Origin of the sequence: Nocardia macrotermitis, assembly GCF_009604405.1 — a bacterium.
GTDB classification, from domain to species: domain Bacteria; phylum Actinomycetota; class Actinomycetes; order Mycobacteriales; family Mycobacteriaceae; genus Nocardia; species Nocardia macrotermitis.
The window spans coordinates 646,890-670,724 of the sequence record NZ_WEGK01000001.1 but is presented as its reverse complement, the minus strand read 5'-3'; the positions used below and the strand labels follow the sequence as shown (position 1 = coordinate 670,724).

At 68.6% G+C, this 23,835-nt stretch carries 21 protein-coding genes; 9 read left to right on the top strand and 12 right to left on the bottom strand.

Annotated elements, in window-relative coordinates:
* Positions 1-22 precede the first annotated feature (22 nt).
* Positions 23-1,225, bottom strand: a complete 1,203-nt coding sequence (locus NRB20_RS02965; RefSeq protein WP_153407571.1) for an MFS transporter — start codon at positions 1,223-1,225, stop codon at positions 23-25.
* Positions 1,226-2,063: 838 nt separating this feature from the next.
* Here NRB20_RS02965 and NRB20_RS02960 point away from each other — a divergent pair.
* Positions 2,064-3,011, top strand: a complete 948-nt coding sequence (locus tag NRB20_RS02960) for a hypothetical protein (RefSeq protein ID WP_227833116.1) — start codon at positions 2,064-2,066, stop codon at positions 3,009-3,011.
* Between the two features lie 36 nt (positions 3,012-3,047).
* Here NRB20_RS02960 and NRB20_RS02955 read toward each other — a convergent pair whose 3' ends face one another.
* Positions 3,048-4,223, bottom strand: coding sequence for a sigma-70 family RNA polymerase sigma factor (locus NRB20_RS02955; RefSeq protein WP_153407570.1), 1,176 nt, complete (start codon positions 4,221-4,223; stop codon positions 3,048-3,050).
* A gap of 123 nt (positions 4,224-4,346) precedes the next feature.
* Positions 4,347-5,738 (bottom strand): MFS transporter, encoded by a 1,392-nt coding sequence (locus tag NRB20_RS02950; RefSeq protein WP_153407569.1) that lies wholly within the window; start codon positions 5,736-5,738, stop codon positions 4,347-4,349.
* Positions 5,739-6,010: 272 nt separating this feature from the next.
* Between NRB20_RS02950 and NRB20_RS02945 the strand changes: the two genes are divergently transcribed.
* Entirely contained in the window at positions 6,011-6,802 is a 792-nt protein-coding gene (locus NRB20_RS02945) for an ArsR/SmtB family transcription factor (RefSeq protein WP_153407568.1), read from the top strand.
* A 137-nt stretch (positions 6,803-6,939) separates the two neighbouring features.
* On the opposite strand, the gene NRB20_RS02940 is transcribed toward NRB20_RS02945, so the two are convergent.
* The gene (locus tag NRB20_RS02940; protein ID WP_153407567.1) at positions 6,940-7,350 is read right to left on the bottom strand and encodes a DUF4345 domain-containing protein; all 411 of its coding nucleotides are present in this window, start codon (positions 7,348-7,350) and stop codon (positions 6,940-6,942) included.
* 89 nt (positions 7,351-7,439) lie between these two features.
* Here NRB20_RS02940 and NRB20_RS02935 point away from each other — a divergent pair, with 89 nt between their 5' ends.
* A complete protein-coding gene (locus tag NRB20_RS02935; protein ID WP_153407566.1) occupies positions 7,440-8,018 on the top strand; it encodes a TetR/AcrR family transcriptional regulator in 579 nt (192 codons plus the stop codon).
* Between the two features lie 72 nt (positions 8,019-8,090).
* Here the strand turns inward: NRB20_RS02935 and NRB20_RS02930 are convergent, their stop codons facing one another.
* Complete coding sequence (locus tag NRB20_RS02930; protein WP_153407565.1) at positions 8,091-9,044, bottom strand: LysR family transcriptional regulator; 954 nt, start codon at positions 9,042-9,044, stop codon at positions 8,091-8,093.
* 96 nt (positions 9,045-9,140) lie between these two features.
* On the opposite strand from NRB20_RS02930, the gene NRB20_RS02925 reads away from it, so the two are divergent.
* Positions 9,141-10,439 carry a hypothetical protein gene (locus tag NRB20_RS02925; RefSeq protein WP_153407564.1) on the top strand — a complete coding sequence of 433 codons (1,299 nt, stop codon included), beginning with the start codon at positions 9,141-9,143 and terminating at the stop codon, positions 10,437-10,439.
* A 14-nt stretch (positions 10,440-10,453) separates the two neighbouring features.
* Here NRB20_RS02925 and NRB20_RS02920 read toward each other — a convergent pair whose 3' ends face one another.
* Positions 10,454-11,401, bottom strand: coding sequence for an alpha/beta hydrolase (locus NRB20_RS02920; protein ID WP_153407563.1), 948 nt, complete (start codon positions 11,399-11,401; stop codon positions 10,454-10,456).
* Positions 11,402-11,645: 244 nt separating this feature from the next.
* On the opposite strand from NRB20_RS02920, the gene NRB20_RS02915 reads away from it, so the two are divergent.
* The gene (locus NRB20_RS02915) at positions 11,646-12,494 is read left to right on the top strand and encodes a 3-hydroxybutyryl-CoA dehydrogenase (RefSeq protein ID WP_319944434.1); all 849 of its coding nucleotides are present in this window, start codon (positions 11,646-11,648) and stop codon (positions 12,492-12,494) included.
* Positions 12,495-12,664: 170 nt separating this feature from the next.
* Here NRB20_RS02915 and NRB20_RS02910 read toward each other — a convergent pair whose 3' ends face one another.
* The 3 genes from NRB20_RS02910 to NRB20_RS02900 form a co-directional block, all read right to left on the bottom strand.
* Positions 12,665-13,918, bottom strand: a complete 1,254-nt coding sequence (locus NRB20_RS02910; protein WP_153407561.1) for a cytochrome P450 — start codon at positions 13,916-13,918, stop codon at positions 12,665-12,667.
* A 367-nt stretch (positions 13,919-14,285) separates the two neighbouring features.
* Entirely contained in the window at positions 14,286-15,803 is a 1,518-nt protein-coding gene (locus tag NRB20_RS02905; protein ID WP_153407560.1) for a glycosyltransferase family 39 protein, read from the bottom strand.
* Positions 15,804-16,067: 264 nt separating this feature from the next.
* Positions 16,068-17,282: an acyl-CoA dehydrogenase family protein gene (locus NRB20_RS02900; RefSeq protein ID WP_319944373.1), complete on the bottom strand. Its 1,215-nt coding sequence runs from the start codon at positions 17,280-17,282 to the stop codon at positions 16,068-16,070.
* A gap of 127 nt (positions 17,283-17,409) precedes the next feature.
* On the opposite strand from NRB20_RS02900, the gene NRB20_RS02895 reads away from it, so the two are divergent.
* Positions 17,410-18,294, top strand: coding sequence for a TetR family transcriptional regulator (locus NRB20_RS02895; protein ID WP_153407559.1), 885 nt, complete (start codon positions 17,410-17,412; stop codon positions 18,292-18,294).
* Between the two features lie 41 nt (positions 18,295-18,335).
* Here NRB20_RS02895 and NRB20_RS02890 read toward each other — a convergent pair whose 3' ends face one another.
* On the bottom strand, positions 18,336-19,142 hold the full coding sequence (locus NRB20_RS02890; protein WP_153407558.1) for an AraC family transcriptional regulator: 807 nt from the start codon (positions 19,140-19,142) through the stop codon (positions 18,336-18,338).
* A 50-nt stretch (positions 19,143-19,192) separates the two neighbouring features.
* On the opposite strand from NRB20_RS02890, the gene NRB20_RS02885 reads away from it, so the two are divergent.
* The 3 genes from NRB20_RS02885 to NRB20_RS02875 all read left to right on the top strand — a co-directional run bounded on the left by NRB20_RS02885 (position 19,193) and on the right by NRB20_RS02875 (position 21,743).
* Positions 19,193-19,612 carry a DUF2000 domain-containing protein gene (locus NRB20_RS02885; protein ID WP_153407557.1) on the top strand — a complete coding sequence of 140 codons (420 nt, stop codon included), beginning with the start codon at positions 19,193-19,195 and terminating at the stop codon, positions 19,610-19,612.
* A gap of 254 nt (positions 19,613-19,866) precedes the next feature.
* Entirely contained in the window at positions 19,867-20,502 is a 636-nt protein-coding gene (locus NRB20_RS02880; protein WP_153407556.1) for a GntR family transcriptional regulator, read from the top strand.
* On the top strand, positions 20,502-21,743 hold the full coding sequence (locus NRB20_RS02875; RefSeq protein WP_153407555.1) for an MFS transporter: 1,242 nt from the start codon (positions 20,502-20,504) through the stop codon (positions 21,741-21,743). The genes NRB20_RS02880 and NRB20_RS02875 overlap by 1 nt, the downstream gene beginning before the upstream one ends.
* An 86-nt stretch (positions 21,744-21,829) precedes the next feature.
* Here the strand turns inward: NRB20_RS02875 and NRB20_RS02870 are convergent, their stop codons facing one another.
* Together NRB20_RS02870 and NRB20_RS02865 are read right to left on the bottom strand one after the other, a co-directional pair.
* The gene (locus NRB20_RS02870; protein WP_153407554.1) at positions 21,830-22,258 is read right to left on the bottom strand and encodes a hypothetical protein; all 429 of its coding nucleotides are present in this window, start codon (positions 22,256-22,258) and stop codon (positions 21,830-21,832) included.
* An 80-nt stretch (positions 22,259-22,338) separates the two neighbouring features.
* On the bottom strand, positions 22,339-23,787 hold the full coding sequence (locus NRB20_RS02865) for a CoA transferase (protein WP_194289694.1): 1,449 nt from the start codon (positions 23,785-23,787) through the stop codon (positions 22,339-22,341).
* Between the last annotated feature and the right edge of the window lie 48 nt (positions 23,788-23,835).

The window sequence follows — 23,835 nt, the reverse complement described above, 5'->3', positions numbered from 1 at the left end:
CCGCCGGGCCGTGACGTACCGGTCAGGTCGATTCGTCCGGTTCGTGCGCGGTCGTGCGGGCGTGGAAGGTGCGGGCGAACACGATCAGCGCGGCGGCGAACAGCAGCGGTATGACGAATCCGATGCGCAGACTCGACAGGTCCGATACCGCGCCGACCACGCCGCCGCCGATGAGGGTGCCCGCGTAGTTGAACAGGTTCAGGCGAGCGATGACCGCGTCCAGGCCGGAGCCGCCGGTGAGCCGTCCGGCCTCGCTGAAGCACAGCGGCGCGATCACGGGCAGGCCGATTCCGGCGATCAGGAAGCCGATCAGCGCGGATACCGGGCCGGGCGCGCACACCACGATCAGCAGTCCGATCATTCCGATTCCGGCGGCGACGCGCACGACCGCGCGGGGCCCGAACCGCCGCACCCACAGATCGCCGGTGAGCCTGGTCAGCAACGATGCGCCCTGGTAGGCGGCCAGCGCCAGGGCCGCGGTCGCCGAAGAGGACAGCAGTTCGTTCTTCAGATACAGCGCCGACCAGTTGCCGACGGCCAGATCGATCGCGAACACCAGCGCCATCGCCAGACCCAGCATGAGGTAGGCCCGCAGCGGGACGACGGCCGCGTGCTCGGCCTCGGTCGGTTCGGCCTCGGCCTGCCGGGTGCCCAGCAGTCGCGGTCCGGAGACGAGCCCGGCCAGCAGCACCACCATCGCCGCGACGAATACCGCCTCGGTCCAGGTGACGTGGAGTTTCTCGGATCCGGAGACGAACAGTGCGCCGAGGATCGAGCCCGCACTCCACGCGGCGTAGAACGAGGACAGCACGAACCGCCCGTAGCCGTGCTGGATGAACACCGCCTGCATATTGGTGCTGGCGTCGACGATGCCGACCGCGACGCCGTACCCGCCCAGCGCCGCGAACAACACCGGCTGATCGGGGGCGAAGGCGATGACCACACCGGTGACCGCGATCAGCCCGAGCCCGATCCGCAACGTCACCCGGCTCGACCACCGCACCGCGAGCTGCTCGGCCACCACGCTTCCCGCCGCGGCCAACAGCGAAATGACCACCACCGCGACCAGGATCAGTGTGTCGCTCAGACCGAACCGCGACTGCGCCTGCGGCAGTTCGGTGAGGATCACGGCCAGGAAGAACCCCTGGAGTGCGAAGGCCACCGAATTGGCCACCCGCGCGTCGCGGATCCGCGACGATACATTCGTGTATTCGGTGGGCTTCATCAGCGCAGCGTAGCGGCCGGGGTTCGACGCGCCAAGGTCGAAATCGCCGCGTCGAGGTCGGCAACGGCCCCGCGTCGAGGTCGGCAACGGCCCCGCGTCGAGGTCGGCACAGCCGCGCGTCGAGCGTGGACACGGCCGTGGGTCGAGACCAGACCCCGTCACGTGCCGAGGCCGGATGCAGCCTGGTGTCGGGACCGGATGCGGCCGTGCGTTGAGGCCGGATGCCGCTGTGGGTCGGGACTGGGTGTGGCTGTGGGTCGGGACCGGGTGTGGCTGTGGGTCGGGACCGGGTGTGGCCGTGGGTCGGGACCGGGTGTGGCCGTGGGTCGGGACTGGGTGTGGCTGTGGGTCGGGACTGGGTGTGGCTGTGGGTCGGGACTGGGTGTGGCTGTGGGTCGGGACTGGGTGTGGCTGTGGGGCAGGACTGGGTGCGGCCGTGGGAAAGGACTGGGTGCGGCTGTGAGGCAGGACTGGGTGTGGCTGTGGGTCGGGACCGGGTGCGGCCGTGGGAAAGGACTGGGTGCGGCCGTGGGGCAGGACCGGATGCGGCCGTGCGTCGAGGTCGGATGAGTCGTGTGCCGAGCAGGACACAGTAGCGCTGAGATCGGCTGGTGCTGTGGGCGGGGCTCATGATCACGCGCGGCTCCCGGTTGCATAACGAAAGTAGTCAGGACGCGGTGCCGAGAGGCGATCTTTGCGGCACTCTAGAGGGGGCGGTTTCGGATGTGCCGCCGGTGCACGGTGTAGGGGCGGTGGTCGCATGGGCGAGCGTAGCGAGTGGGCAGTGGGTACGGCCGAACCACCGGCACGTGCCGGAGCCGAGCGTCGAGGTGCGAGCATGGCCGAACGTGAGAAACGCGTCGATTCCGGGACGGGGCAGGCGTTACTGCTGAGCGCGCCCGAACCGTCGGGTCTTCCTGTGGTGGAACCGAATCCGCGCGGGCATCAGCCGGGCGAGCGGTGCCGCGAACCCGGTTGCGGCGACTGCCACTGGGATGTGCAGCGCTTCAAGTACTGGTTGCGCGGCCGGTTGCTGGCCGAGGGCGCGCACGACGCCGAGGTGGACAAGCCGGTCGGCGCGCAGACCCCGGGCCTGTTGTGGCGCACCGGATCTCGGCTCTGCGCGATCGAAGTGTGCAGTGCGCCGGTGCATGTCGGCTTCGCGCTCGAGCGCACTGCCCGGCTGCGCGCGGTCGGCGTGGACGAGGTGCTGTGGCTGTGCCCGCCCGGATTCTGGGTGGCGCAGGTGCCCGGTGTGGCCGTGGACGACTTCGCGGCCGACGGTTGCGACTACCGGGTGGTGTCGGGTCTGCTCGAGGCCGGGCCGAACGGGCTCGCGCGACCGCGGGAGCAGGCGTGGACGGTGCGAGAATTCATGCAGGAGTGGGTCGCCGCGCAGGTTGCCTTCGGATATCGCGACGAGACCGCAGGAGGTTGGGCGACGGTGAGCACGTGGGAGCAGCACACGCGGACCCAGGCCGCGGTGATCGCGCAGCAGCGTCAGGAACTGGTGAACCAGCGCACGGCACTGGCCCTGGCGCGCAAGGCGACCCGCGACAAGGCCAAACAGGTGCACAAGCTGATGCACCGGCTGGAGCGGGCCGAGCAGGTCGCCGAGGAACTCGACACCGCGCGCCGGCGGCTGGCCGATCACAGCCGGGTCGATGCCACCCTGCGCCTGACGGTCGAGCGGCAGCGCACGGCGGTGACGCACTGGCAGTTGATCACGTGCTTCGCGATGCTGGTCATCGTGGCGTTCGTCGCTTCGGCGATGATCCTGCGCTGATCCGGTATTCCGGGGCGACCCGGTGCGTCCGGCCGGTCAGCCCGCTCGGCTCAACCGGAACGGGCCGCGGTCCCAGCGCCAGCCGTGGCGCAGCGTCAGCGCGCTCAGGTCGGTGAGCTGGAGGCCGGTCTCGTCGCGGTAGCGGCGGAATTCGGTCCAGTCCAGTGGGCTCTCGGTCAGGCGGTTGCGCAGGATGTTCTCGGCGTACGCGGGGATCGGGTGGGCGCGCAGGTCGGGTTCGCCGAGTCGGCTGCCGGTGAACACCAGATGTCCCCAGCCGCGATCGTGGGCCGCGGCGCGGGCGGCCGCGAGTTTGATCCGGTTGCCGTGCACCGCGATTCGGGCCAGCGGGACGACATCGATCAGTAGTGCGCGTCCGTCGGTGAGCCGGGCGGCGGCGGTGGGGTAGTGCACGCGATCGATCTCGTCGAGGCGATAGTCGATCGCGAGGGGACGTTCGAGGTAGGCGGCGACCTGTTCGCTCTCGTCGAGCATGCGCAGCAGTCGCGCCTCCAGGGCCGTGTCGAAACTCGTTTCGCGGCCGAGCTTTTCGGCGAAGATCGAGCCGCGGGCGTCGTCGGCGATGTCGATCGTGGTCAGTGGCAGTTCCGGTAGCGGCGCGGGGTCGCCGTCGGCCCAGTCGGTGCGGCGGATCAGCGGGATCAACTGTCCGGCAACGGGTTCGGTGAATCGCGGGACCGCGTGCCAGCGGCCGCGCTGCTGCCATCCGGCGATCTGCTGGAAGACGAAGCCCGCCAGGCGTTTCGCGTCCAGCAGGGCGTGTCCGGCCAGTCGCAGCCGCAGGTAGGCCCAGTCCTGTCCGGCGATATCGGTATCGGTCGCGTAGATCTCGCCGAGCAGGGTCCGCACCAGACGTTGATCGCCCCAGCCGACCGGATAGCGTTCGGCGAACAGCGCGGTGTCGGGCAGACCGGTGGCCTGCACCCGCCGCACCATCTGGCCGACGGCGCGAGTGTACAACTGGCGCACGCGATCTCGGGACAGTTCGTAGCGAGCGCCGATGAGGGTGAGCGTTTCGGGTCGTTCGCCGTCCAGGCCGAGCCGCTGGGTGATGAACTCGCCGTCGCGCGGACGTTCCTGCGCCTGATCGGCCACCATCGTGGCCACCGTCTCGTCGAGCTCCTCGAGTTCGAACGTGACGGTGTCGCGCAGATCGTCGGGCACCCCGGTCTGCTCGCCCACGGTCGTCATCCTCACCACCTGTATCTTCGGCCTCCGCCCGCACACTTTCGTTGCCGACCGGTTCGCTCGTTCGTTCGAAAGTTTATCCCGGCGGCCGGTCGGTGGATGGGAAGTGCTGCTGTGTCGGCTCGTTCAGTGGTCCGCGGGACGTCCCGCGACGCCGTATCCGGTGACGACCAGCGCCGTGGCGCAGGCGATCGCGGAGGCCACGGCCAGCAGGTGGATCGAGTGCACGAAGTGGCCGCTGGCGGGCGAGCCCGCGACCGCGCCGAAGACGGCGACGCCGGTGGCGGTGCCGATCTGACGTGCGGTGTTGGAGGTGCCCGTCGCGAGGCCGGAGCGGTCGGCGGGCGTCGCGCGGACCACGGCGGCCACGACCGAGGCGGTGATCAGGCCCGCGCCGCAGCCCAGCACGCCGAATCCGGTGAGCAGCCAACCGATTCCGCCGTCGGCCTGCAATCGGGTCAGCAGCAGCGTGCCGAGGATCGCGAGGACGCAGCCGAGGGCCACGGCGGTGCGCGGGCCGCGGCGGGCGGTGATGCGGCCGGACACCGGCGCGAGCACGACCAGTGGCACCGCGAGGGGCAGCACCGCCAGGCCGGACGACAGCGGCGAATAGCCCAGGACATCCTGGAGATAGAGGCTGGTGACGAACAGCAGGCCGTTGAAGATCAGGTTCATGGTCAGGGCCACCAGGTTGGGGCTCAGGAAGTCCTTGTGCCGCAACAGATCCAAGGGGAGTACCGGATTCGTGCTACGGGCCGAGGACAGCAGCGCGGTGGTCAGGGCCGCGATCGTCACCACGGCCGCGGCGGTGATCGTCGGCCATCCGGCGTGGTGACCGATCGAGATGACGGTGAACACCAGCCCGCCCAGTCCGAGGACGAAGCCGGTCAGCCCGACGAGATCGATCCGCTCACGTGCCACGCCCGGACGATGCGGCACCGTGCGCAAGGTCGCGAGGATGACCAGGACGGTCAGCGGCACATTGATCCAGAACACCGGACGCCAGCCGAACCAGCCGGTGAGCAGGCCGCCCAGCAGCGGACCCGCGGGCAGCGCCAGCGACGAGATCGCCGCCCAGGTCCCGAGCGCGCGCGCCTGCGCACCGCGATCCGGGAACACCTCCACGATGACCGCCATCGTCCCCGGCAGCAGCAGCGCCCCGCCCACGCCCTGCACGATGCGCGCTCCGATCAGCACGCCGATATCCGGTGCGAGCGCACAGACCAGCGAGGCGATACCGAAGACCGCGAACCCGGTCAGCAGCACCCGCCGATGCCCGATCCGATCGCCGACGGTGCCGCCCGCCAGCAGCAGCCCGGCGATGGCCACCACATATCCGTCGACGACCCACTGCAACATCGACACATCCGACCGCAACCCGTGCCCGATGCTCGGCAACGCGACATTGACGATCGTGACGTCCAGCAGCACCAGGAACATGCCCGCACACATCACCCCCAACACCCGCCCCGGCCGCACCCGGACGGATTCCCCCACAACGGGATTCGAAATGCTCATGTCTCCCAGTGTTTCCCCGGAAAACTTCGGTGTGGACCGAAGAATGGGCACGTACAGGTCGCCTCGCCGTGCGGTCGCTTCGAATACCGTCGGCGCGCTCATGGTTCGGTCGATACCGGCCCCTGTACGGATACGCCGATGTCGCGTCGATACTTCGGTGTGGACGGAAGAATGGGCGTGTACAGGTTGCCTCGCCATGCGGTTGCTTCGGATGCCGTCGGCGCGCTCATGGTTCGGTCGATACCGAAGTGTCGGCGGGGCAGACTTGGGGGATGACCGATGACCGGCCCCTGTACGGATACGCCGATGTCGCGTCGATCGGCGCGCTGCTGGCCGATGCGACGCGGGCGCGGGTGCTGCTCAGCCTGGCGGATGGGCGGGCGCTGCCGGCGTCGGTGCTGGCTGCGGAGGCGGGGGTGGCGGCGTCCACGGCGAGTGAGCATCTCGCGCGGCTGGTGGATGGCGGGTTGCTGAGTGTGGAGCGTTCGGGGCGGCATCGCTACTACCGTTTGGCCGATGCGCGGGTCGGCGCCGCGATCGAGGCGGTGGCCGCGCTCGCTCCGACGCGGCCGGTGCGTTCGCTGCGGGAGTCGACGCGGGCCGCGGCGCTGCGTCGTGCGCGCAGTTGCTACGACCATCTTGCCGGTCGGCTCGGTGTCGCGGTCACCGAGGCGCTGCTCGATCGCGGTGCCCTGATCCGCACCGATGGGTTGTCCGGTATCGAACGTGCCGACGGGGATCGGTTGTCCGCCCCTGTTCATGCCCACCCCTACGAACTGGGTCCCGACGCCGAGCCGATCTTCGCCGCGCTGGGTGTCGATCTGGCCGCGACCAGCGACCAGCGTCGCCCGCTGCTGCGTTTCTGCGTCGACTGGAGCGAACAGCGTCATCACCTCAGCGGCGCACTCGGCGCGGCACTCCTGACCCGGATGGAATCGGCGGGCTGGGTGGTCCGTCACCGCACCCGCCGCGCGCTGCAACTCACCGATTCGGGTGCCCGCACTCTGGACCGGATCCTGGGTGTCGACCTCGCGGTTCGGGCCGATGGGCGTGCCTCGGGATGACGCGCATCGTGCCACCCTCCCGAATCGGATGAGTCCGCTGATGTGGCTCTTGTCGAAGCGGTTCTCGATGAGCTCACTGTCGGAACTCGGTCCATCGGCCGATGACCGCCGGGGGGCTTGTCGGTCGCTGCTGGTGGCTACCGGGCGAGTTCGGTCAGGTCCGCGGCTGTCGGGCGGCCGGTGAGCTGTCGCAGGAGCGGCGAATAGATCAGCGGCACAACGATTTCGACGACGAGCATGGCGATGTAGAACCAGTGCGGCCAGCCGACGTAGGCCACGGTCAACAGACGGACCAGGCCACCGACGAAGAAGACCAGCATGAGCAGGTGGATCAGGCCCGCGTGACGGTCCAGATCCCTTGCGGCCCAGACGCATAGCAGGCCGTAGGTCAGGAACAGCACCATCACCATGCGCATATCGCCGTCGAGGGTGGCGTTGGGGGTGTTCGCGCCGATGATGGTGCGCGGGCCGATGAAGATGTGCGCCAGTGCGATCAGTGCGCAGGCGACGCCGAAAACGATGAGGAACCAACGCAATACGGCACGCATGGCGGCCCTTCCCTCGGTTAGTAGACGTATGTCAACTAGTGATCCGAGCGTAACTCCGCTAGTGCACACGCGTCAACTAGTCTGGGGCGATGCCGCCGCGCCGCCGACTGACACCCGAACAGCGTCGCGCCGAACTGCTCGACATCGGCGCGCGGGCGTTCGCGGAACTGCCCTACGACCGGGTGCAGATGGATCGGATCGCCGAGCGGGCCGGGGTGTCGCGAGCGCTGCTCTACCGCCATTTCCCGACCAAGAGCGCCCTGTTCGCCGCGATCTACCAGCGCGCCGCCGAGGCTCTGCAAGCGGTGGTGCACCTCGACGGCGACCTCCCGCTTACTGATCAGGTAGCCGCGGGCCTGGACGCGCATCTGGAGTACTTCGCGACGAACCGCAATACGGTCCTGGCCGCCAATCGCGCCCTGTCCGGCGATCCGGTGGTCCAGGCCATCGTCTTCGGTGAGCACACCGCCATGCGCGAGGTGATGCTCGCGGCGATGAACCTGGCGAGCCCGGCCCGTGAACTCATGTCCGCCCTGCTCACCGCCTGGCTGATGTTCGTGCACACTCTCTGCCTGGAATGGCTGGAATACGGCACGCTCACCCGGGAACAGGTCCGCACGAGCTGTCTCGGCGCACTTCAGGGCGCACTTGCCGCCGCCCAAACCTGACGCCCGAAGCCCTCCCGTCCGAAGCCCGCGCGCCCGAAGCCCGCGCGCCCGAAGCCCGCGCGCCCGAAACCCTCACGCCCGGTTGGGATTCCAGCGCTGTTCGGCAAGGAACTTGGCCTGCCACGCGCCCGAGCGGGTGAGTTCCGAGGTCTCCTGGCGCAGCACATCGCCGATCTTGGTGGCGAATTCGCGCGGCAGATCCAGGCGTGCGGAGGCCGCGACGCCCAGATGCTGGGTCAACGCGGGATCGATCAGCGGCGCGTATCGCAGCCGCTCGGACGCGATTTCCGGCCCGCACGCCGACAGCGGCAGCACCGCGTAACCCGCACCGCGCGCGAGCAGGTCGAGGGTGACGCGCAGGGAATCGGTGACGATCGGGGAGCGGATGCGCACCCTGGTCCGCAGGGCGGTGTTCTCGACCGAACTCGCGATCCCCATCGTCGATTCCGGTAGCAGCAGCGGTAATTCGATCAACCGGGTGAAGGTTACGGGGTGATCCGGGCGCAGCTCGGTGTTCGGTCCGCCGACCACGACCAGATCCTCGATCAGCAGATCGCGCACGAACAGGCGGTCGTCGGAGACCTGATTGATCACCGCGGTATCGATCGTGCCGCGCAACATCTCGGCGACGAGCTGGTCGGTCCCGGCGACCGTGACGTGAAAACTGGCGCGCGGGAACGCGATTCGCAGACTGGTCAGCAGCGGCGCGGACAGGATCGCGGCGACCGTCGGCACCATGCCGATGTGCACGCCCCGCTCGATCCGCGCCAGGGGCGAGCCCGCGTACTGCAGGGCGAGTTCGAGCTGACGCAGCGGCGCCGCGGTGGCCGCGCGCAGCCGTTCGCCATCGTCGGTGAGTTGCACACCGCGCCGGGTGCGGTGGAACAATGTGATGCCGAGATCCTCCTCGAGCAGCCGGATCTGGCGGCTCAGCGCGGGCTGCGCGATACCCAGCAGGGTCGCGGCCCGCGAGATCGAGCCCTCCTCGGCGACTCGCTGAAAGTACTCGAGCCGGTGAGTGTCCATGGTGGTGGGACGATACCTGGTATCGAATTTCTGTATGACAGAATGCCGAGATCCGTATTGGCCGTGGGGTATCCGGCGGTCCTACGCTGTCGAAGTATGAGCGAATCATCGCAGGCGACAACGCATCCCGGCGACCCGGTCCGGCCGTTGCTGGCCACGCCCGCCCAGATCGCGGCCGAACGCACACTCCTTCGCCTGCTGGATGACCCACTGCTGGCGGAGTTGCGGGCCGAGATCCGCAAGGAACTGGCCGACACCCCGCGCGGCCGATCCGAATCCGGCGCCGCGACCCTGGACCACGCCGTCGACGAGTGGACGAACTCGTTGATCATGGCGGAAATCGCGGTGCACCAAGAGATTCCGGCGATCATCCTGGTCACCGACAACACCCCGCGCACCTGGATGGGGCACACCGTGCCGGGCATCGGCACCTCCGGTGACAACCCGGACGCGGTCTACCGCTTGGCGGTCATCGACGGCACCCGCCGCTACGAGGTCACCGGGCGTTTCGACATGGCGAATCGCCCCGCGCAGGTGACGCTGGAACTGCATCGCGGCTCGAAGGTCTCGCCACCGCCGATGGACGGCAAGAAATCGGATCTCACCCCGCTGGCCAGTATCAGCGATCGTGATCTGGACGTCGCGCCGGACGGCACCTTCCGCTTCACCATCGGACCGAATCCCGAAGGCGCGGTACACATGTCGTCGCAGCCGGGACAGTTGACGCTCGGCTTCCGCGACATGCTCGACGACTGGACACAGCAGCCGTGCGCACTCGAACTGCATCCGCTGGACAGCACACCGGGGCTGCACGCCTCGGATGCGGATGTCCTGCAAGCGATTCAGCGTGATCTGCCGCCCTACATCCGCTTCTGGTCCGGCTTCCCGGAGGGCTGGTTCGGCGGCCTGCGCGGCAATGCGATCACCCCGGTGCAGGGCCGCAACGGCAGCCTGTCCGGATTCATCGCCGCGCTGAGTTTCGATCTGGCCGACGACCAGGCGATCGTGGTGACCACGCAGCCCAACGACGCCGCGTACTCGGGCTTCCAGATCCTGGATCCCTGGATGATCGGCGCGGACGTCACGCGGCATCAGGTCAGTCTGAACACCGCGCAGTCGCGGGCGAACCCGGACGGCACGGTCACCTGTGTGATCTCGAAATCCGATCCGGGCGTGGCGAATTGGCTCTCCACGGCCGGGTTGCGGCAGGGGCTGGGCATCGTGCGCTGGCAGGCCGTGCCGGGGGAGCCGGACGTCGCGGGGTTCGTGCGGGAGTTCCGGGTCGTCGACGCGGCCGAACTCGCGCAGTTGCCCGATCTGATCCGGGTCACGCCGGAGCAGCGGGCCGAGCAACTCGCGGCCCGCGCCCGGTCGTACGCCGTGCGCGCCTCCTGATCGGTGCGGTGGATTCAGCTCGGATCAGCGAGGCCGTCGAATTGCCTTGCCGGACCGCTGAATTCACCGCTCTCCCGGGCCACGACGCATTCCGCGGCGAAGGCCAGCACCGCGAGGTGGTAGGCCGTCGCGGTATGCCCGATGCTGATGTTGTGCCCGGAGTTGCGCTGGATGTTCAGCACCAGGCGCGGGACGGCGGGGAACAGCTCGGCGACCTCGCGCAGCCCGGCGGGGTCGTTGCGCCAGACCTGCTCGTGGTCGGCGACGGTGAAACGCACCGGAATCCGTACGCGCGGACCGAGCTCCGGGAAATGCGTCCGCGCCCACTCCTGGACGAGTTTGCCCTCGAAGCCCGGCCCGGCCGAGCCGATCAGCCCGCCGCCGACATGTTCCGGCGGATACAACCGCGCGGGCTCCCACAGCAATCGGCCGACCCGGACGTTGTCGGGCCGGGGCCGCACCGAGAGGATTTCCTCGGCCTCGGGCTGCCGCTCCCGGCCGGTGCCCGAGATCTCCAGGCCCAGCAGTTCGGGACCGCGCTCGGCGTCCGCGGCCATCCGGACCGTGGTCTCGCATCCGGCCGAATGGCCCAGCAGGAACACGCCGGCGCCGCGCGAGGCCGCGTCCAGATGCGCATCGATCGCGCGGTACATGAGTTCGACGCGCTGCTGCGGGTCCGACAGGCTTGCGCCGAACGGGTGCGAACTGCCGTATCCGGGCCGGTCCAACGCCAGCACGGTGAATCCGGCGGCGGCCGCGGTGCGCAGCAGTGACAGGTCCGGATGGCCGGGGCAGTCGAAGTACCGGGAGGTGGTCGCGCCGCCGTGCAGCGCGACGACCGCGGCGCGCGGAGTGCGGGCCCGCGCGAGCAGACCCGAGATCGGGATACCGTCGATCTCGGTGACGACCGGTTGTGGAGCGTCGTCGGCGAGCAGGGGGAGGTCGTTGTCGGTGACGGTCATGCGGGGATCCTTTCCGCCCGTGGCCTGCGCATCGGTTCCGGCCAGACCGGCGCGGATCGCTCGAGAATCATCCTCTCGCTAGATCGAGATTATCTTCTCTATTTTTGAGAATACAAATTTCGGCCCGGGTTGTGAGGAATGTCCCATGCCTATGGCGGGGTGCGGGCGGTGATCCGGCGCTTCGTATTCTGAGCGGTGGCCCTGGGCCGGGAACTGTTGTCGAACAGGATGTGGAGTGATGACTGTGAAGCTGATCGGTGTGATCGGTGGCGGCACGATGGGCGCGGGCATCGCCGAGGTATGCGCCAAGGCCGGAAGTGAGGTCCTGGTCCTCGAGACGAAGCAGGAACTGGTCGAGGCCGCGCAGCAGCGGGTCGCCAAGTCGATCTCGCGCGGCGTGAGCAAGGGCAAGATCAGCCAGGAGGACGCCGACGCCGCGATCGCGCGCGTGCGGGTGACCCTGGACCTCGGCGAGTTCGCCGATCGCGACCTGGTGATCGAGGCGGCCCCGGAGATCGAGGCGCTGAAGTACGACATCTTCGGCAAGCTCGACGAGATCGTGAAGCCCGAAGGCATTCTGGCGAGCAACACCTCCTCGATTCCGGTGATCAAGGTCGCGGGCGCGACGCGGCGTCCTGAACGGGTGCTGGGCATGCACTTCTTCAACCCGGTGCCGGTGATGCCGCTGGTGGAGATCATCTCTACGCTGGTCACCGCGCCCGAAATCGCCGCCGCGGTCACCGATTACGCGAAGAACACGCTGCACAAGACCACCGTGCAAGCCGGTGACCGGTCCGGGTTCATCGTCAACGCGCTGCTCATCCCGTACCTGTGTCAGGCGGTGCGGATGCTCGAATCGGGGTACGCCTCGGCCGAGGACATCGACGCGGCGATGAAGGGCGGCTGCGGCTACCCGATGGGTCCGCTGACCCTGCTGGACACCGTCGGCCTGGACATCGGCCTGGCCGCGGCGGAGTCGCTGTACGCCGAATTCGCCGAGTCGCACTACGCGCCGCCCGCACTGCTGCGCCGCATGGTCGACGCGGGCCGGCTGGGCCGCAAGACCGGTCGCGGGTTCTACGAGTACGCGTAGCCGAGCAGGAGGCGGGTCTCGGGTGGGCCCGCCTCCTCTCGCTTCGCGGCGACCGATGTGCATCCGAAATCAGCTGCGGTCCGGGCTGATTGACGTTGTAACGTTTCAATCTGCCTGCGGCAGACGCTGATCGGACTCCGATGATTCGAATTCGTGTGGCCGCGAACGCGCTAACGTGCGGTCGTCATCGCGGCGGGCGTGATATTCGGCACCGACACGGTGAGTGATTGCAGACCGTGGAAGCCCACGTAGGCGTTCCAGTGCGGTGCCGGGTCCGTGCACACCTCCAGATCCGGGATCCTGGTCAACAGGGTGCGCAGGGCGACCGTGGTCTGGGTGCGGACGAGTCCGGCGCCGATGCAGCGATGCACGCCCTCGCTGAACGACAGATGTCTGCCCCGGCGGCGGATATCGAGGATGTCGGGGTCGACGAACTGTTTCGGGTCCCGGTTGGCCGAGCCGATGTACGGCAGCACCGGCTGTCCCCGCTCGATCCGATGGCCGCGATAGTCGAACGACTCCGCGGCCAGGCGGCCGATGTACTGCACGGGCGGGTCGAATCGCATGAATTCCTCGATCGCCGCGGGCCACAGGCGCGGATCGTTCCGCAGCAGTCCTCGCTGGTCCGGGAAGCGGTGCAGCGCCATCATCGCGTTTCCGATCAGATGCCGTGACGGCTCGATACCCGCGAACAACATCAACACGCACTGGGCGCACGCTTCGGCCACGCTGAAGTCGTATCCGGGGCCGCCGGTGGTGAGCAGTTCCCCGAGCATGCCGTGATTCCCCGGCCCGGTCAGTTCGGCGGCCAGGGCCTCCAGATAGGTCATGAGTTCCTGAGCGCCGTCCCAGGCGCGCCGGACATCCTCGGCGGTGAGCGCGCTGGTGCCGAACAGGTAGGCGAGTTGGTCCGACCAATGGTCCAACTGTGCGTGATCGTGCTGTGGCGCGCCGATCAGGCTCGTCAGCATCATCGCGGGTAGTGGCCGGGCGAAATCCTTTACCAGATCGACCTTTTCGCGTCCCTCCCAGCTATCGATGAGCCGGTCGGTGACCTGCTGCGCGACCTCGGTGACCCGCGTCGGCGTGAGCGCCCGGAAGACCGAGTTCAGTCGCGCGCGCCGCATCGTGTGCTGTTCGCCTTCCCGGAATGCGGTCCAGGTGTGCAGGAAGGCGACGAACTCGTCGAACTCGCCGCGTTGGTGTTCGGGCAGCGCCTTGATCGGCAGGGTGGCGCGATTGTTCGTCAGGCGCGGGTCGCGCAGCAGGGCCACGGCATCCTCGTAGGAGAACAGCAGCCAGGAGCCGCCGTACATCGTCGAGTAGTGGATCGGTTCCCGCTCGCGGATCTGTGCGTATGCGGGATACGGATCGACGACCAGGTCCGTATTGCTGAAACTGAAGGTACGGGTATCGAAAGGCATGCTGTCTCTCCAACATTCGACTCGACGCGCGGTCGGGGCGGACAGGCCCGGAGCGGTGTCGACGGGGGAGCCCGGACGGGCGTCGGCGTATCGGAACGCCGATGGTCACAGTGGCCGGACATGTTGCTGCCCAGCGCATTTCGGTTGATCGTGCGTACTTTGCGGACAATCGGGTGCGATGCGCCCGATCTGACGTCAGGTTATGTACCGTACCAATGATTTATGGCACATACAACACGTAGTGATGGTGCGGTACGAGTGAAATCGCTTGCCGCACAGGGATGGAGCGAAGCCTGGGCACCGTGCGCCGGTCGCGCTGCTGCGGCGGTCGCGGAGGTCTGGTGGGTCGTTGAGGTGTGGCGGAACTTCAGTCGAGATGCCGTAGGCGGGGCCACATTTGCGCCCAGGTGCCGCGTGGCTCGGTGCACAGGTAGATGGCGGCGTGCTGGGCGGTTTCCTGGTCGGTCAGTCCGTTCGGCAGGGTCAGGGGTGCGATTTCGGTGACCTGGTTCCAGAAGCGGTGCAGGTAGGTCGTGTTCCACTGGCCGACGCACAGGACAGTGTTTGGGGTGCCTGGCGGTGGGCCCCAGAGCAGGTAGTTGTTGTGGGCGCTGAGTATCGGTCGGTGTAGTCCGGCTGACCGGCCCAGGATGCTCAGCGCTCCGGCCTCGCCGTAATTGCTCGTGAAGATGGGGACTTCGGCGGGGAATGGTGTTGCGGCACGGGCGATCTGGTCGATGTGTCGGGGCCAGCCGTAGGTTTCCATTGGTTGCGGGTTGATCGGGCGCAGTGCGGTTTCCATGCGTGGTGGGAGTATCGGCAGACCGATCACGATCGCGATGATCGCGGATGCGGCGATGGCGAGTGACCAGCGCCAGCGGTGGTGTGCGCGGTTCTCGATTCGCACTGCCCCGGCGGCGAACAGGCCCGCCAGTATTGGGGCGGCGTAGTAGCTCTTGCCGCTGCTCGCGGTGATGAGCAGCAGGACCACCCCGGCCGTAACCAGCAGCCAGCGATGATCGCGGCCGTCACGCGAAATCAGGTGGCGCACACCGGAATACCACAGGGCGATCAGCGGCGGCCCGGCCAACAGCAACAGCAACGACGGCAGCTGGGTCAGTGCGCCGAGCGGGCCGCCCTGCTGATCGGACAGCGTCTGCGCCATGTGCAGATTCGCCCACTGATGTCGTGCGTCCCAGATGAGGTTCGGCACCGCGATGAGGACCGCCAGCCCACCGGCCAGCCAGGGGCCTGGGCGGCGTAATACGTTGCGGCGGAGGACCATCAGACCGACGACGATGCCTATCAGTAGCACCGCGAGCGTGTTCTTGGTCTCCAGCCCGATACCGGCCACGAGGCCCGCGGTGAGCCACGCCCGAGTCGTGCGCAGCCGCAGCGCCCGCGCGGTGAGTGCGAGTACCGCAATCCAGCCCAGTTGGTCGAGCACCGTCGTACCGAACAGCATCGAAGCCGCCACGAACACCGGACAGGCCGCGACAGCTGCGGCGGCGAGCGGCTGCGCTCGTCGTCCACCACCGAGCTCGGCCGTCAGTGCGGAAACCAGTAGGACACAACCGATCTGGGCGGCAATCGCCAGTAACCGCAGCGGTAGCACTCCACCCGGCAGATCGGCGGCGAACCGCGCCAGCAGCGGGGCCAGCGGCGGCTGATCGACATAACCCCAATCCGGATGCCGACCGCACAGCACGTAGTAGAACTCGTCGCGATGCCATCCGAAACGCGTGGCCACCACCAGATGCACGATTCCCGCCACCGCCGCGACCACGAGTACCGGACGCCACGCGATCGGTGGCCGTCCGCGATTGCCGGATTGCTCAGGCGCAGCGGGGTTTTCCGCGCTCGGAGTCCGATCGTCCTCGGTCATGGCGCGCTCCTCGCGGGGTCGGCAGCGCCCGTTGGGAACGCATGCGGTTCCGTGCGGGTGACGGACCGGTCCGATCGTCACACGGAATCGCCGATACCGACAGTGCCGCGTGAAATACACAGTCGCACATCGGGACAGCCGATCCGGAGCTTTCCGCGCGTCCGGCTCGACAAGCGGAAGTCCTTCGTCTCACCGGCCGGGGTCGGCGAGACGAAGGACTTCAGGCACGTCGGCTCGGGTGCGCAGGTAGTCCTGCGCCGAGACCTACTGTGACTCGGCGTCGCGGCGGGCGCGACGAGCAGCGCCGACGGCACGCTTGGCGATGGCCCAGCGGTGAACCTCCGAGGGGCCGTCGTAGATGCGGAAGGGACGCACCTCGCGGGACAACCGGGCCAGCGGGAGATCGCCGGACACGCCGAGGCCGCCGCACATCTGCACGCTGCGGTCGACGATGCGGAAGATCGCTTCCGCGGCAAAGGTTTTCGCGATGGAGGTGGCGTTGGCGGCGGGTTCGCCGCGATCGAGTTCCCAGCATGCCTGCGTGAGCAGGGCGCGGGTGGCGGCGATATCGATCTCGTTGTCGGCGATCATCTTCTGGATCATGCCCAGATCACCGAGGCGCGATCCGAAACCCCGCCGTTCGGCCACGTGCGCCACCGCGACGTCGTGGCCGCGGCGGGCCGCGCCCAGCCAGCGCATCACGTGCGTCATCCGGGCCGGGCCCAGGCGCACCTGCGCGTATTCGAAACCGCGATCGACCGCGCCGAGCACCGCCGAATCGGGGACCAGCACGTCGTCGAAGAACACCTCGCAGTGCCCGCCGATCATCGACCGGTCCAGGGTTTCGATGTGTCGGTCGACCCGGATGCCGGGAGTGTCTGCGGGCGCCAGGAACATCGTCGCGCCGCCGCGCTGGCCCGGCTCACCGGAGGTGCGGGCCATGATGATGAAGAAACCCGCGCCGTCCGCGCCGGTGATGAACCACTTGTGGCCGTTGATCCGCCAGCCGCCCTCGGCGCGCACCGCGCGGGTGGCCAGGGCCGAGGGATCCGAGCCCGCGCCCGGCGCCGGTTCGGTCATCGCGAACGCCGAACGCACGTCACCGCGGGCGAGGGGTTCGAGGAACTGCTGCTTCTGCTCCGGATCGGCGATGTGGGCGAGCATGTGCACATTGCCCTCGTCCGGCGCCGCGATATTGAGCGCGGTCGGGCCGAACAGCGAGTATCCGGCCTCCTCGAACACCGGTGCGCGATCCGACATGCCCAGGCCGTGGCCGCCGTATTCGATCGGTGCGTGCGGTGCGAAGACGCCCGCGTCCCGCGCGGCCTGCTGCATCTCGACGCGGATCTTGTCGCCGCCGGCCGCGGCGATGTCGCCGCCGTTCGCGTCCTCGATCGGCAGGACCGTGGCGCGGACGAAGGCGCGGGTGCGTTCGGCCAGTTCGTGAACTTCGGCTGGATGGGACAGATCGATCGCCACAGTCACTCCTCACCGTGATGGCCCGAACGTACGCTCGGCTGGGGTTCGTAGAAACAGTGCCATGGAGCGATTACCTCTGTCAAAAGCCGAGACGCGGGGAATCTGTGCGTTCGGATAACCTGAACGCATGGATGTCGGGGAGCGCTCTGCGGACGATATCGGCGCTCGGGTGCGGGCCGCGCGGACCGCGGCCGGTGTGTCACTGCGGGAGACCGCGCGGCGTATCGGCGTCAGCGCGGCCACGCTCAGCGCCGTCGAGAACGGCCGCACCGGCGTCTCGGTGCCGCGGCTGCGAATTCTGGCGCGGGAGTTGGGTACGACGGTGTCGCAACTGATCGGCGAGCGCGATGCCGGGCCGGAGCCGGATCGTCCCGCGCGGTCCCGCACGCCCGCCGTCCCCGTGCCATCCGATCGCGACTGGCGTGAATTCCCGCCGCTGCCAATGGATCCCGCGCTCGAGGCGGCCGTGGACTCGTTCGTCGAGACGGGCTATCACGGCGCGACCATGCGATCGATAGCCGACCGTGCGGGCATGAGTGTGCCGGGCGTCTACCACCACTATTCGGACAAGCAGCAACTGCTGGTGCGCGCCCTCGACCTCACCATGGACGAACTGCACTGGCGTGTTCCGGCCGCGCGGGACCAGGGCGCGACGCCCGCCGAACGTCTCGCCCACACCGTCGAGGCCCTGGCCCTGTTCCACACCCACCGCCGGAAGCTGGCATTCATCGGCGCGAGCGAGATGCGCAGCCTCACCGAACCGAACCGCAGGCGAATCACGTCCTCCCGCAACGAGATCCAGTATCTCCTCGATGCCGTCATTGCCGAAGCCGTGGCCACCCGGACGCCTGCCGACGACGGTATCCACATCGCGGGCCGCGCCATCGCCACCATGTGTACCGCACTGCCCCAATGGTTTCGGCTCGACGGCACCGTCACCCCGGAACAACTCGCCACCCGCTACGCCGATTTCGCCCTCCGCCTGATCGGGCTGGAGAGGCCCCGGAACTGATCGTGGGTGGCTGTGCGCAGGCGGCTGTCCGGTCGGTGGGTTCAGGTGGGTGCGGCGCTGCGGGCGTAGCGGGCGGGGGTGGTGCCGAGGATTCGTTTGAAGTGCTTGGTCAGGTGGGGCTGATCGTGAAATCCGGTGGCGGCGGCCACATCTCGGGTCGGCATGCCGCTGAGTAGCAGAGGTCGGGCCAGATCCACTCGACGTGCGATCAGGTAGCGGTGGGGTGGCATGCCGAACTCGCGGCCGAAGGCGCGGATCAGGTGGGTGGGGTCGGCGTGTAGTTCGGCGGCGGCCTGGTCGAGGGAAATGCCTTGTGTGGCATGGGAATCGAGCAGATCGCGCAGGCGGTGGGCGAGGCGGGGATTCGGATGCCGGGCGGGTGGATCGGTGCCGCGCAGCAGGGTGTCGAGGCGGTCGTGGATCAGGGTCAGGCGCTCGGTGGCCTCGAATTCCGCACCGGGAGTGGAGAGTACGGTGTGCAGTTGCCGGATGCGCAGGTGCAGCAGCGGATCGGGGAACGTCGGCGTATCGACCGCGGAACCGATCATGGTTTCGGGCAGGTGGCCGGTGTCGAGATACAGCACCCGTTTGCGGAATCCGTGCGCGGTCGCGGCCTGGCCGTTGTGCGGGACGTGCGGCGGCAGCAGCGAGACCGCCGAACCCAGGACGCCGTATTCGTGCCGGTCCAGGTCGTAGCGGACCGCGCCCTCGTCGACGATGAGCAGCGTCCACGAATCGTGGGCGTGCATCGGGTAGACGTGCTCGACGAATCGGGCATGGAACACCTCGACGATGCCCGGAACCCGCGGCTGCCAGGCTCGGACCTGTTCGACCGCGTCCGCAACCATGCCAGAATCGTACAAGCCCGCGCGCACCCGGCCGGAGCACAGTCTTCGGTATGGAAAATGTGCGTTTCGATACCAAGATCGCGGTCCTGCTGCGGGACGACCTGCCGGTGTGGCAGCGGTTGAATGTGACGTCCTTCCTGGTCAGCGGCCTGGGAACGGTGCAGCCCGAGGTCATCGGCGAACCGTACGAGGATGCCGACGGCACCGGCTACCTGCCGATGTTCCGGCAGCCGGTGCTCGTCTTCGAGGCCGCCAAGGAGACCTTGCAGTCCGCGCATGCCAAGGCCCGCGCCCGCGGACTGCACGCGGCGGTGTTCACCTCGGACCTGTTCGCCACCGGCCACGACGCCGCCAACCGCGCCGCGGTACGCGCGGTCGGCGGCGATGCGCTCGACCTGGTCGGCCTCGCGGTCTACGGTCCCCGCAACGTCGTGGACAAGGTCGCCAAGGGTGCGAGCATGCACCCGTGACCTGCTGATTTCGCATCCGATCCGGGGTGCGGTGGACTCATCGGACCTGATGCAGGTGGCAGCCGCACAAGATGCGCTGTGGTGGGTTCCGCACGCGTCGGGCTCGCTGTCGACCGGGCGGGAGCGGGCGCGGCTATGACCTGGGTGGCGGCGATGACCGGGATGGCGGCGATGACCGGGATGGCGGCGATGACCGGGGTGTCTGGGCGCGAGGAATGCGTGCTGGTCGACGCTGTAAGATACATCTTGTGTCTATGACGTATTCATCTGCTGAGCGGGCCTATCGCGAGGTCAAGGAACGGATCCTGGGCGGTGCGCTGCCCGGGGGCGAGTTGATCAGCGAGGGCGAGGTCGCGGCGGATCTCGGGACGTCGCGGACTCCGGTGCGGGAGGCGTTCCTGCGGCTGGAGGCCGAGGGGTGGATGCGGCTGTACCCGAAGCGGGGTGCGCTGGTGGTGCCGGTGCCGCCGGGGGAGGCCGAACACGTCGCGCACGCCCGGTACGTCGTGGAGACGGCCGCGGTGCGGGCGCTGGTCGCCCAGGATCGGACCGCGCTGGTGGCGGAGTTGCGCGCGGTGATCGAATCGCAGCGCGAATTCGCCACGGCCGGAGAACTCGACCGGTTCGCCGCCCTGGACACCGAATTCCATCGCGGGGCCGTGGTCGCCGCCGGGAATCCACTCCTGACCGGCTTCTACGATTCGCTGCGCGAAAGACAGCGCCGGATGAACAGTCTTGCGGTGCAACGTCATTCGGGTAACGCGGCGAAGATCGTCGCGGAGCACGCCCGCCTGGCCGACGCGATCGAATCCGGTGACGCCGATGGTTTCGCCACGCTGCTCGTCGACCATCTGTCCCGGGTGCACCAGTCGGAACTGCGGGGCCTGTGATGACGAGCTCGGTGATCGAGGCCCGGCGCACGCCCGGTACCGTCGCGACGCCCCGGGCCTGGCGGGGCGTGGCGGCGGCGATGTTCGTGATCGCTTGGGGCGGTAACGAATTCACCCCGCTGCTGGTGATGTACAAGAACCACGGCCTGTCGGTCACCACGGTCGACGTGCTGCTGTTCGACTACGTGTTGGGCATCGTGCCCGCACTGCTGATCGGCGGCCCGCTGTCGGACAGATTCGGGCGGCGCAGGCTGATGTGTCCCGCGCCGTTCATCGCGGCCGCGGCCTCGCTGTTGCTGGCCGTGGGTGCCGATTCGGTGGCGATGCTCTCGATCGGCCGGGTGCTCTCGGGTGTGGCGCTGGGGTTGGCGATGGCCGTGGGCGGAAGCTGGGTCAAGGAGTTGTCGCAGCCGCCGTATGCCGCGGCGGCGGCGGTCGGAACGGGTGCGCGACGTTCGGCGATGAGCCTGACCGCGGGATTCGCCCTGGGCGCGGGTATCGCCGGGGTGCTGGCGCAGTGGGCGCCGTGGCCGCATTCGCTGCCGTATCTGGTGAACGTCGCGCTGTGCGCGGTCGGTGCGGCGTGGGTGCTGCGGGTTCCGGAAACCGTTGTGCGGGCATCGAATCCGGGACGTCTGCGGGACGATCTGCGGATTCCCTCGCCTGGACATCGCCGCTTCCTGGGCGTCGCGCTGCCCGTGGCGGTCTGGGTGTTCGCCTCGGTCGGCACGGCCTACGCGGTACTGCCGACGCTGCTGGCCGGAAAGATCCACAGCTTGCAGATCGGTTTCTCGGCGCTGCTCACGGTGTTGACGCTGGGCTGCGGATTCCTGATCCAGTCGGTGGCGCGGCGGATCGATCGTCCCGGCGTGGCACGCATCGCGACGCTCGCGCTGGTCCTGGTCACCGCCGGAATGGTGCTGGCGGCCGTCGCGGCGACCACCCTGACGCTGTGGATCGCGCTGATCGCGGCGGCCGTACTGGGCTCCGGGAACGGTATCGGCCTGGTCGCCGGACTACAGGAGGTCGAGCGCATCGCCGCACCCGCGGATCTGGCCGGTCTGACCGCGGTCTTCTACTCGGTCTGCTACATCGGTTTCGGCCTGCCCGCGCTGCTGGCGTTCCTGAATCAGACCACCGGGCTCGGCTACCCGGTCATGCTCGTCGCCGGTGCTGTGGTCGCGCTGGGCTGCCTGGCGGTGGTGTTGCGGAACTATCGGGCGAAGATCGAAACCAGCTGACCGCAACGATATTCGCCGGAAGACGACGCGGCCGGGCCCGTGACGTACGGAACGTCGCGAGCCCGGCCGTCGCGCGGCTCCGGGAACTACCCGGCGCTGCCGGTGGGTGCGCTGCCGGTGACGGTGACCGTCGTGGGCGCGGTCGAGGAGGTGTAGTCGTGCGACCCCAGCGGCGGGGTGTGGTACGCGCAGAACGCCTGCACGTGCACCACGCCGTTCGGCAGATTCCGGATCGAGACGGTGATCGTCCGGCCCGGACCGGCGTACGAATCCTGACCGCCGCTGCCGAAGGTGGTCTTGGTGTCGGTGTCGATCGCCCAGCACACGGTGCCCTGCTGGGTGTTCTTGTTGTGCACGGTCGCGGTGATGGTGCCCGGCGCGGGCGCGGTGAACTGCGCGTCCGGTGCGGCCAACGCGGGCGCGGCCGAGGCCGCGGGCATTACGAGCGCCGCGAACGCAGCGGGGGTCACGAGCGCCACGGCTGCCGCCGCACGGGTCCATGCTGGTCGTCGCATCTGTGTAATCCTTTGTTCGGATCGACCTTCCGGGGACATTCTTGCCCAAACCGAGCCGTCACGCTGACGGAAAGCCGGGCTCACACACCGCGCCATCGCGGGTGGCTCGACCCGCGCGGCACCAGCGGCGGGTCCGGCCAGGCGGGCGTGGTGTGCGAGAACCGGACCCGCGGGGCGAGCATGTGCACGTCGCCGAGGGGGCTCTGCGCGTCGTAGGCGGCGGGTTCGCGCAGGGTGTGCCGGTCATCCGAGCCCGCGTCGGCCGGATCCACCAGGCCGAGCGTCTGGTACCACATCGCGGTGCGCGTGAGATTGACCGTGACATGCCAGGACCCGCCCTCGGTACCACGCTTGACCAGTGCGGCCAGCGCGCCGATCGCGCCCATGTAGCCGGTGATGAAATCGTTGATCATGCCGGTGACGGGGAGTTTCGGATGGTCGCCGCCGCCCTCGATACTCATCAGACCCGAAGCGGCCGAACCGTTCATGTCGAATCCGCCGCGCGTGCGCCACGGTCCCTCGGAGCCGTAGCAGGTCACCGAGACGACGATGATGCCCGGATGGCGTTCCGCGAGCCGCGCTGGATCGAGGCCGAGCTTCTCGAGTTTGTCACCGCGATGGTTGTTGACCACGATGTGCGCGTCGGCGAGCAGCCGGTCGGCGCGTTCGCGGCCGGAGTCGGTGTTCAGGTCGACGTAGGCGCTGCGGGAGCCCACATTGGCCTCGGCGTAGATGAAATCGTGTTCGTAGTCGTTGGGGCGGGTGGCGCACAGGACGTCCGCACCCTGTTCGGCGAGGGTGCGTCCGACGGTCGGACCGGCGATGGCGTGGGTGAACGACAGCACCCGGATACCGTCCAAAGGTTTTGCGGCCGGGCCGAAGTCGTGTGCAGGGGCGTCACCGATGCGATGCAGGCCGATCACCGGCCGGGTGGCCAGTAGCGCGCCCTGCGGATGTGCGAGCCACTCCTGCGGGGTTCGCGCGACGCACAGGGGGAGTCCGGCGGCATTGGCGGATTCCTCGAGTTCGAAGGCGTCGCGGGCGGCGAACGCGGCCGCGACCTTCGCGTAATCCGGTGGGACGTCCAGGAATCGGCACCACTTCGCCGCCAGATGCGGATACACGCCCGAGGCCATCACGGTCCGGCCGTCGGCGGTGCGATACGGCGCGAGCAGGAACGGGTTGTCCGCCACCAGCGGGAACGGCGGCAGTTCCCCGGCGAGCGTCGGATGCCAGAACGCGTGCGGGGTGATGCCGTGCACGGCCTGCCGCAGATCCAGACGCAGATCCTGCGCCGGTCCGCCCCGTCTGCGATGCACCGCCACGGCCCCCACGGCCGCGCCCATGAGCGGAACTCCGATGCACGCGCCCAGCCGATGCCGCGCCGCCAGAATCGGATCCTGCCCGTCGAAGACGACCTCACCACCCGCATCAGCCGCCGACAACCCGGTGCTCGCGAGCAGATCATCCAGCGCGGCGAGATGATCGAGATCGCCCCCCTCGGCAACCCGCTGCTGTTCGACGGTCATGACATCTCCTGTCGGTTCGGCGATCTCATCGACCTGCGCCACTTGGTA

Coding starts and splice junctions, on each gene's coding strand:
- NRB20_RS02965 (WP_153407571.1), bottom strand. CDS start 1,225: ATGAAGCCCACCGAATACACGAATGTATCGTCGCGGATCCGCGACGCG.
- NRB20_RS02960 (WP_227833116.1), top strand. CDS start 2,064: ATGGCCGAACGTGAGAAACGCGTCGATTCCGGGACGGGGCAGGCGTTA.
- NRB20_RS02955 (WP_153407570.1), bottom strand. CDS start 4,223: ATGACGACCGTGGGCGAGCAGACCGGGGTGCCCGACGATCTGCGCGAC.
- NRB20_RS02950 (WP_153407569.1), bottom strand. CDS start 5,738: ATGAGCATTTCGAATCCCGTTGTGGGGGAATCCGTCCGGGTGCGGCCG.
- NRB20_RS02945 (WP_153407568.1), top strand. CDS start 6,011: ATGACCGATGACCGGCCCCTGTACGGATACGCCGATGTCGCGTCGATC.
- NRB20_RS02940 (WP_153407567.1), bottom strand. CDS start 7,350: ATGCGTGCCGTATTGCGTTGGTTCCTCATCGTTTTCGGCGTCGCCTGC.
- NRB20_RS02935 (WP_153407566.1), top strand. CDS start 7,440: ATGCCGCCGCGCCGCCGACTGACACCCGAACAGCGTCGCGCCGAACTG.
- NRB20_RS02930 (WP_153407565.1), bottom strand. CDS start 9,044: ATGGACACTCACCGGCTCGAGTACTTTCAGCGAGTCGCCGAGGAGGGC.
- NRB20_RS02925 (WP_153407564.1), top strand. CDS start 9,141: ATGAGCGAATCATCGCAGGCGACAACGCATCCCGGCGACCCGGTCCGG.
- NRB20_RS02920 (WP_153407563.1), bottom strand. CDS start 11,401: ATGACCGTCACCGACAACGACCTCCCCCTGCTCGCCGACGACGCTCCA.
- NRB20_RS02910 (WP_153407561.1), bottom strand. CDS start 13,918: ATGCCTTTCGATACCCGTACCTTCAGTTTCAGCAATACGGACCTGGTC.
- NRB20_RS02905 (WP_153407560.1), bottom strand. CDS start 15,803: ATGACCGAGGACGATCGGACTCCGAGCGCGGAAAACCCCGCTGCGCCT.
- NRB20_RS02895 (WP_153407559.1), top strand. CDS start 17,410: ATGGATGTCGGGGAGCGCTCTGCGGACGATATCGGCGCTCGGGTGCGG.
- NRB20_RS02890 (WP_153407558.1), bottom strand. CDS start 19,142: ATGGTTGCGGACGCGGTCGAACAGGTCCGAGCCTGGCAGCCGCGGGTT.
- NRB20_RS02885 (WP_153407557.1), top strand. CDS start 19,193: ATGGAAAATGTGCGTTTCGATACCAAGATCGCGGTCCTGCTGCGGGAC.
- NRB20_RS02880 (WP_153407556.1), top strand. CDS start 19,867: ATGACGTATTCATCTGCTGAGCGGGCCTATCGCGAGGTCAAGGAACGG.
- NRB20_RS02875 (WP_153407555.1), top strand. CDS start 20,502: ATGACGAGCTCGGTGATCGAGGCCCGGCGCACGCCCGGTACCGTCGCG.
- NRB20_RS02870 (WP_153407554.1), bottom strand. CDS start 22,258: ATGCGACGACCAGCATGGACCCGTGCGGCGGCAGCCGTGGCGCTCGTG.
- NRB20_RS02865 (WP_194289694.1), bottom strand. CDS start 23,787: ATGACCGTCGAACAGCAGCGGGTTGCCGAGGGGGGCGATCTCGATCAT.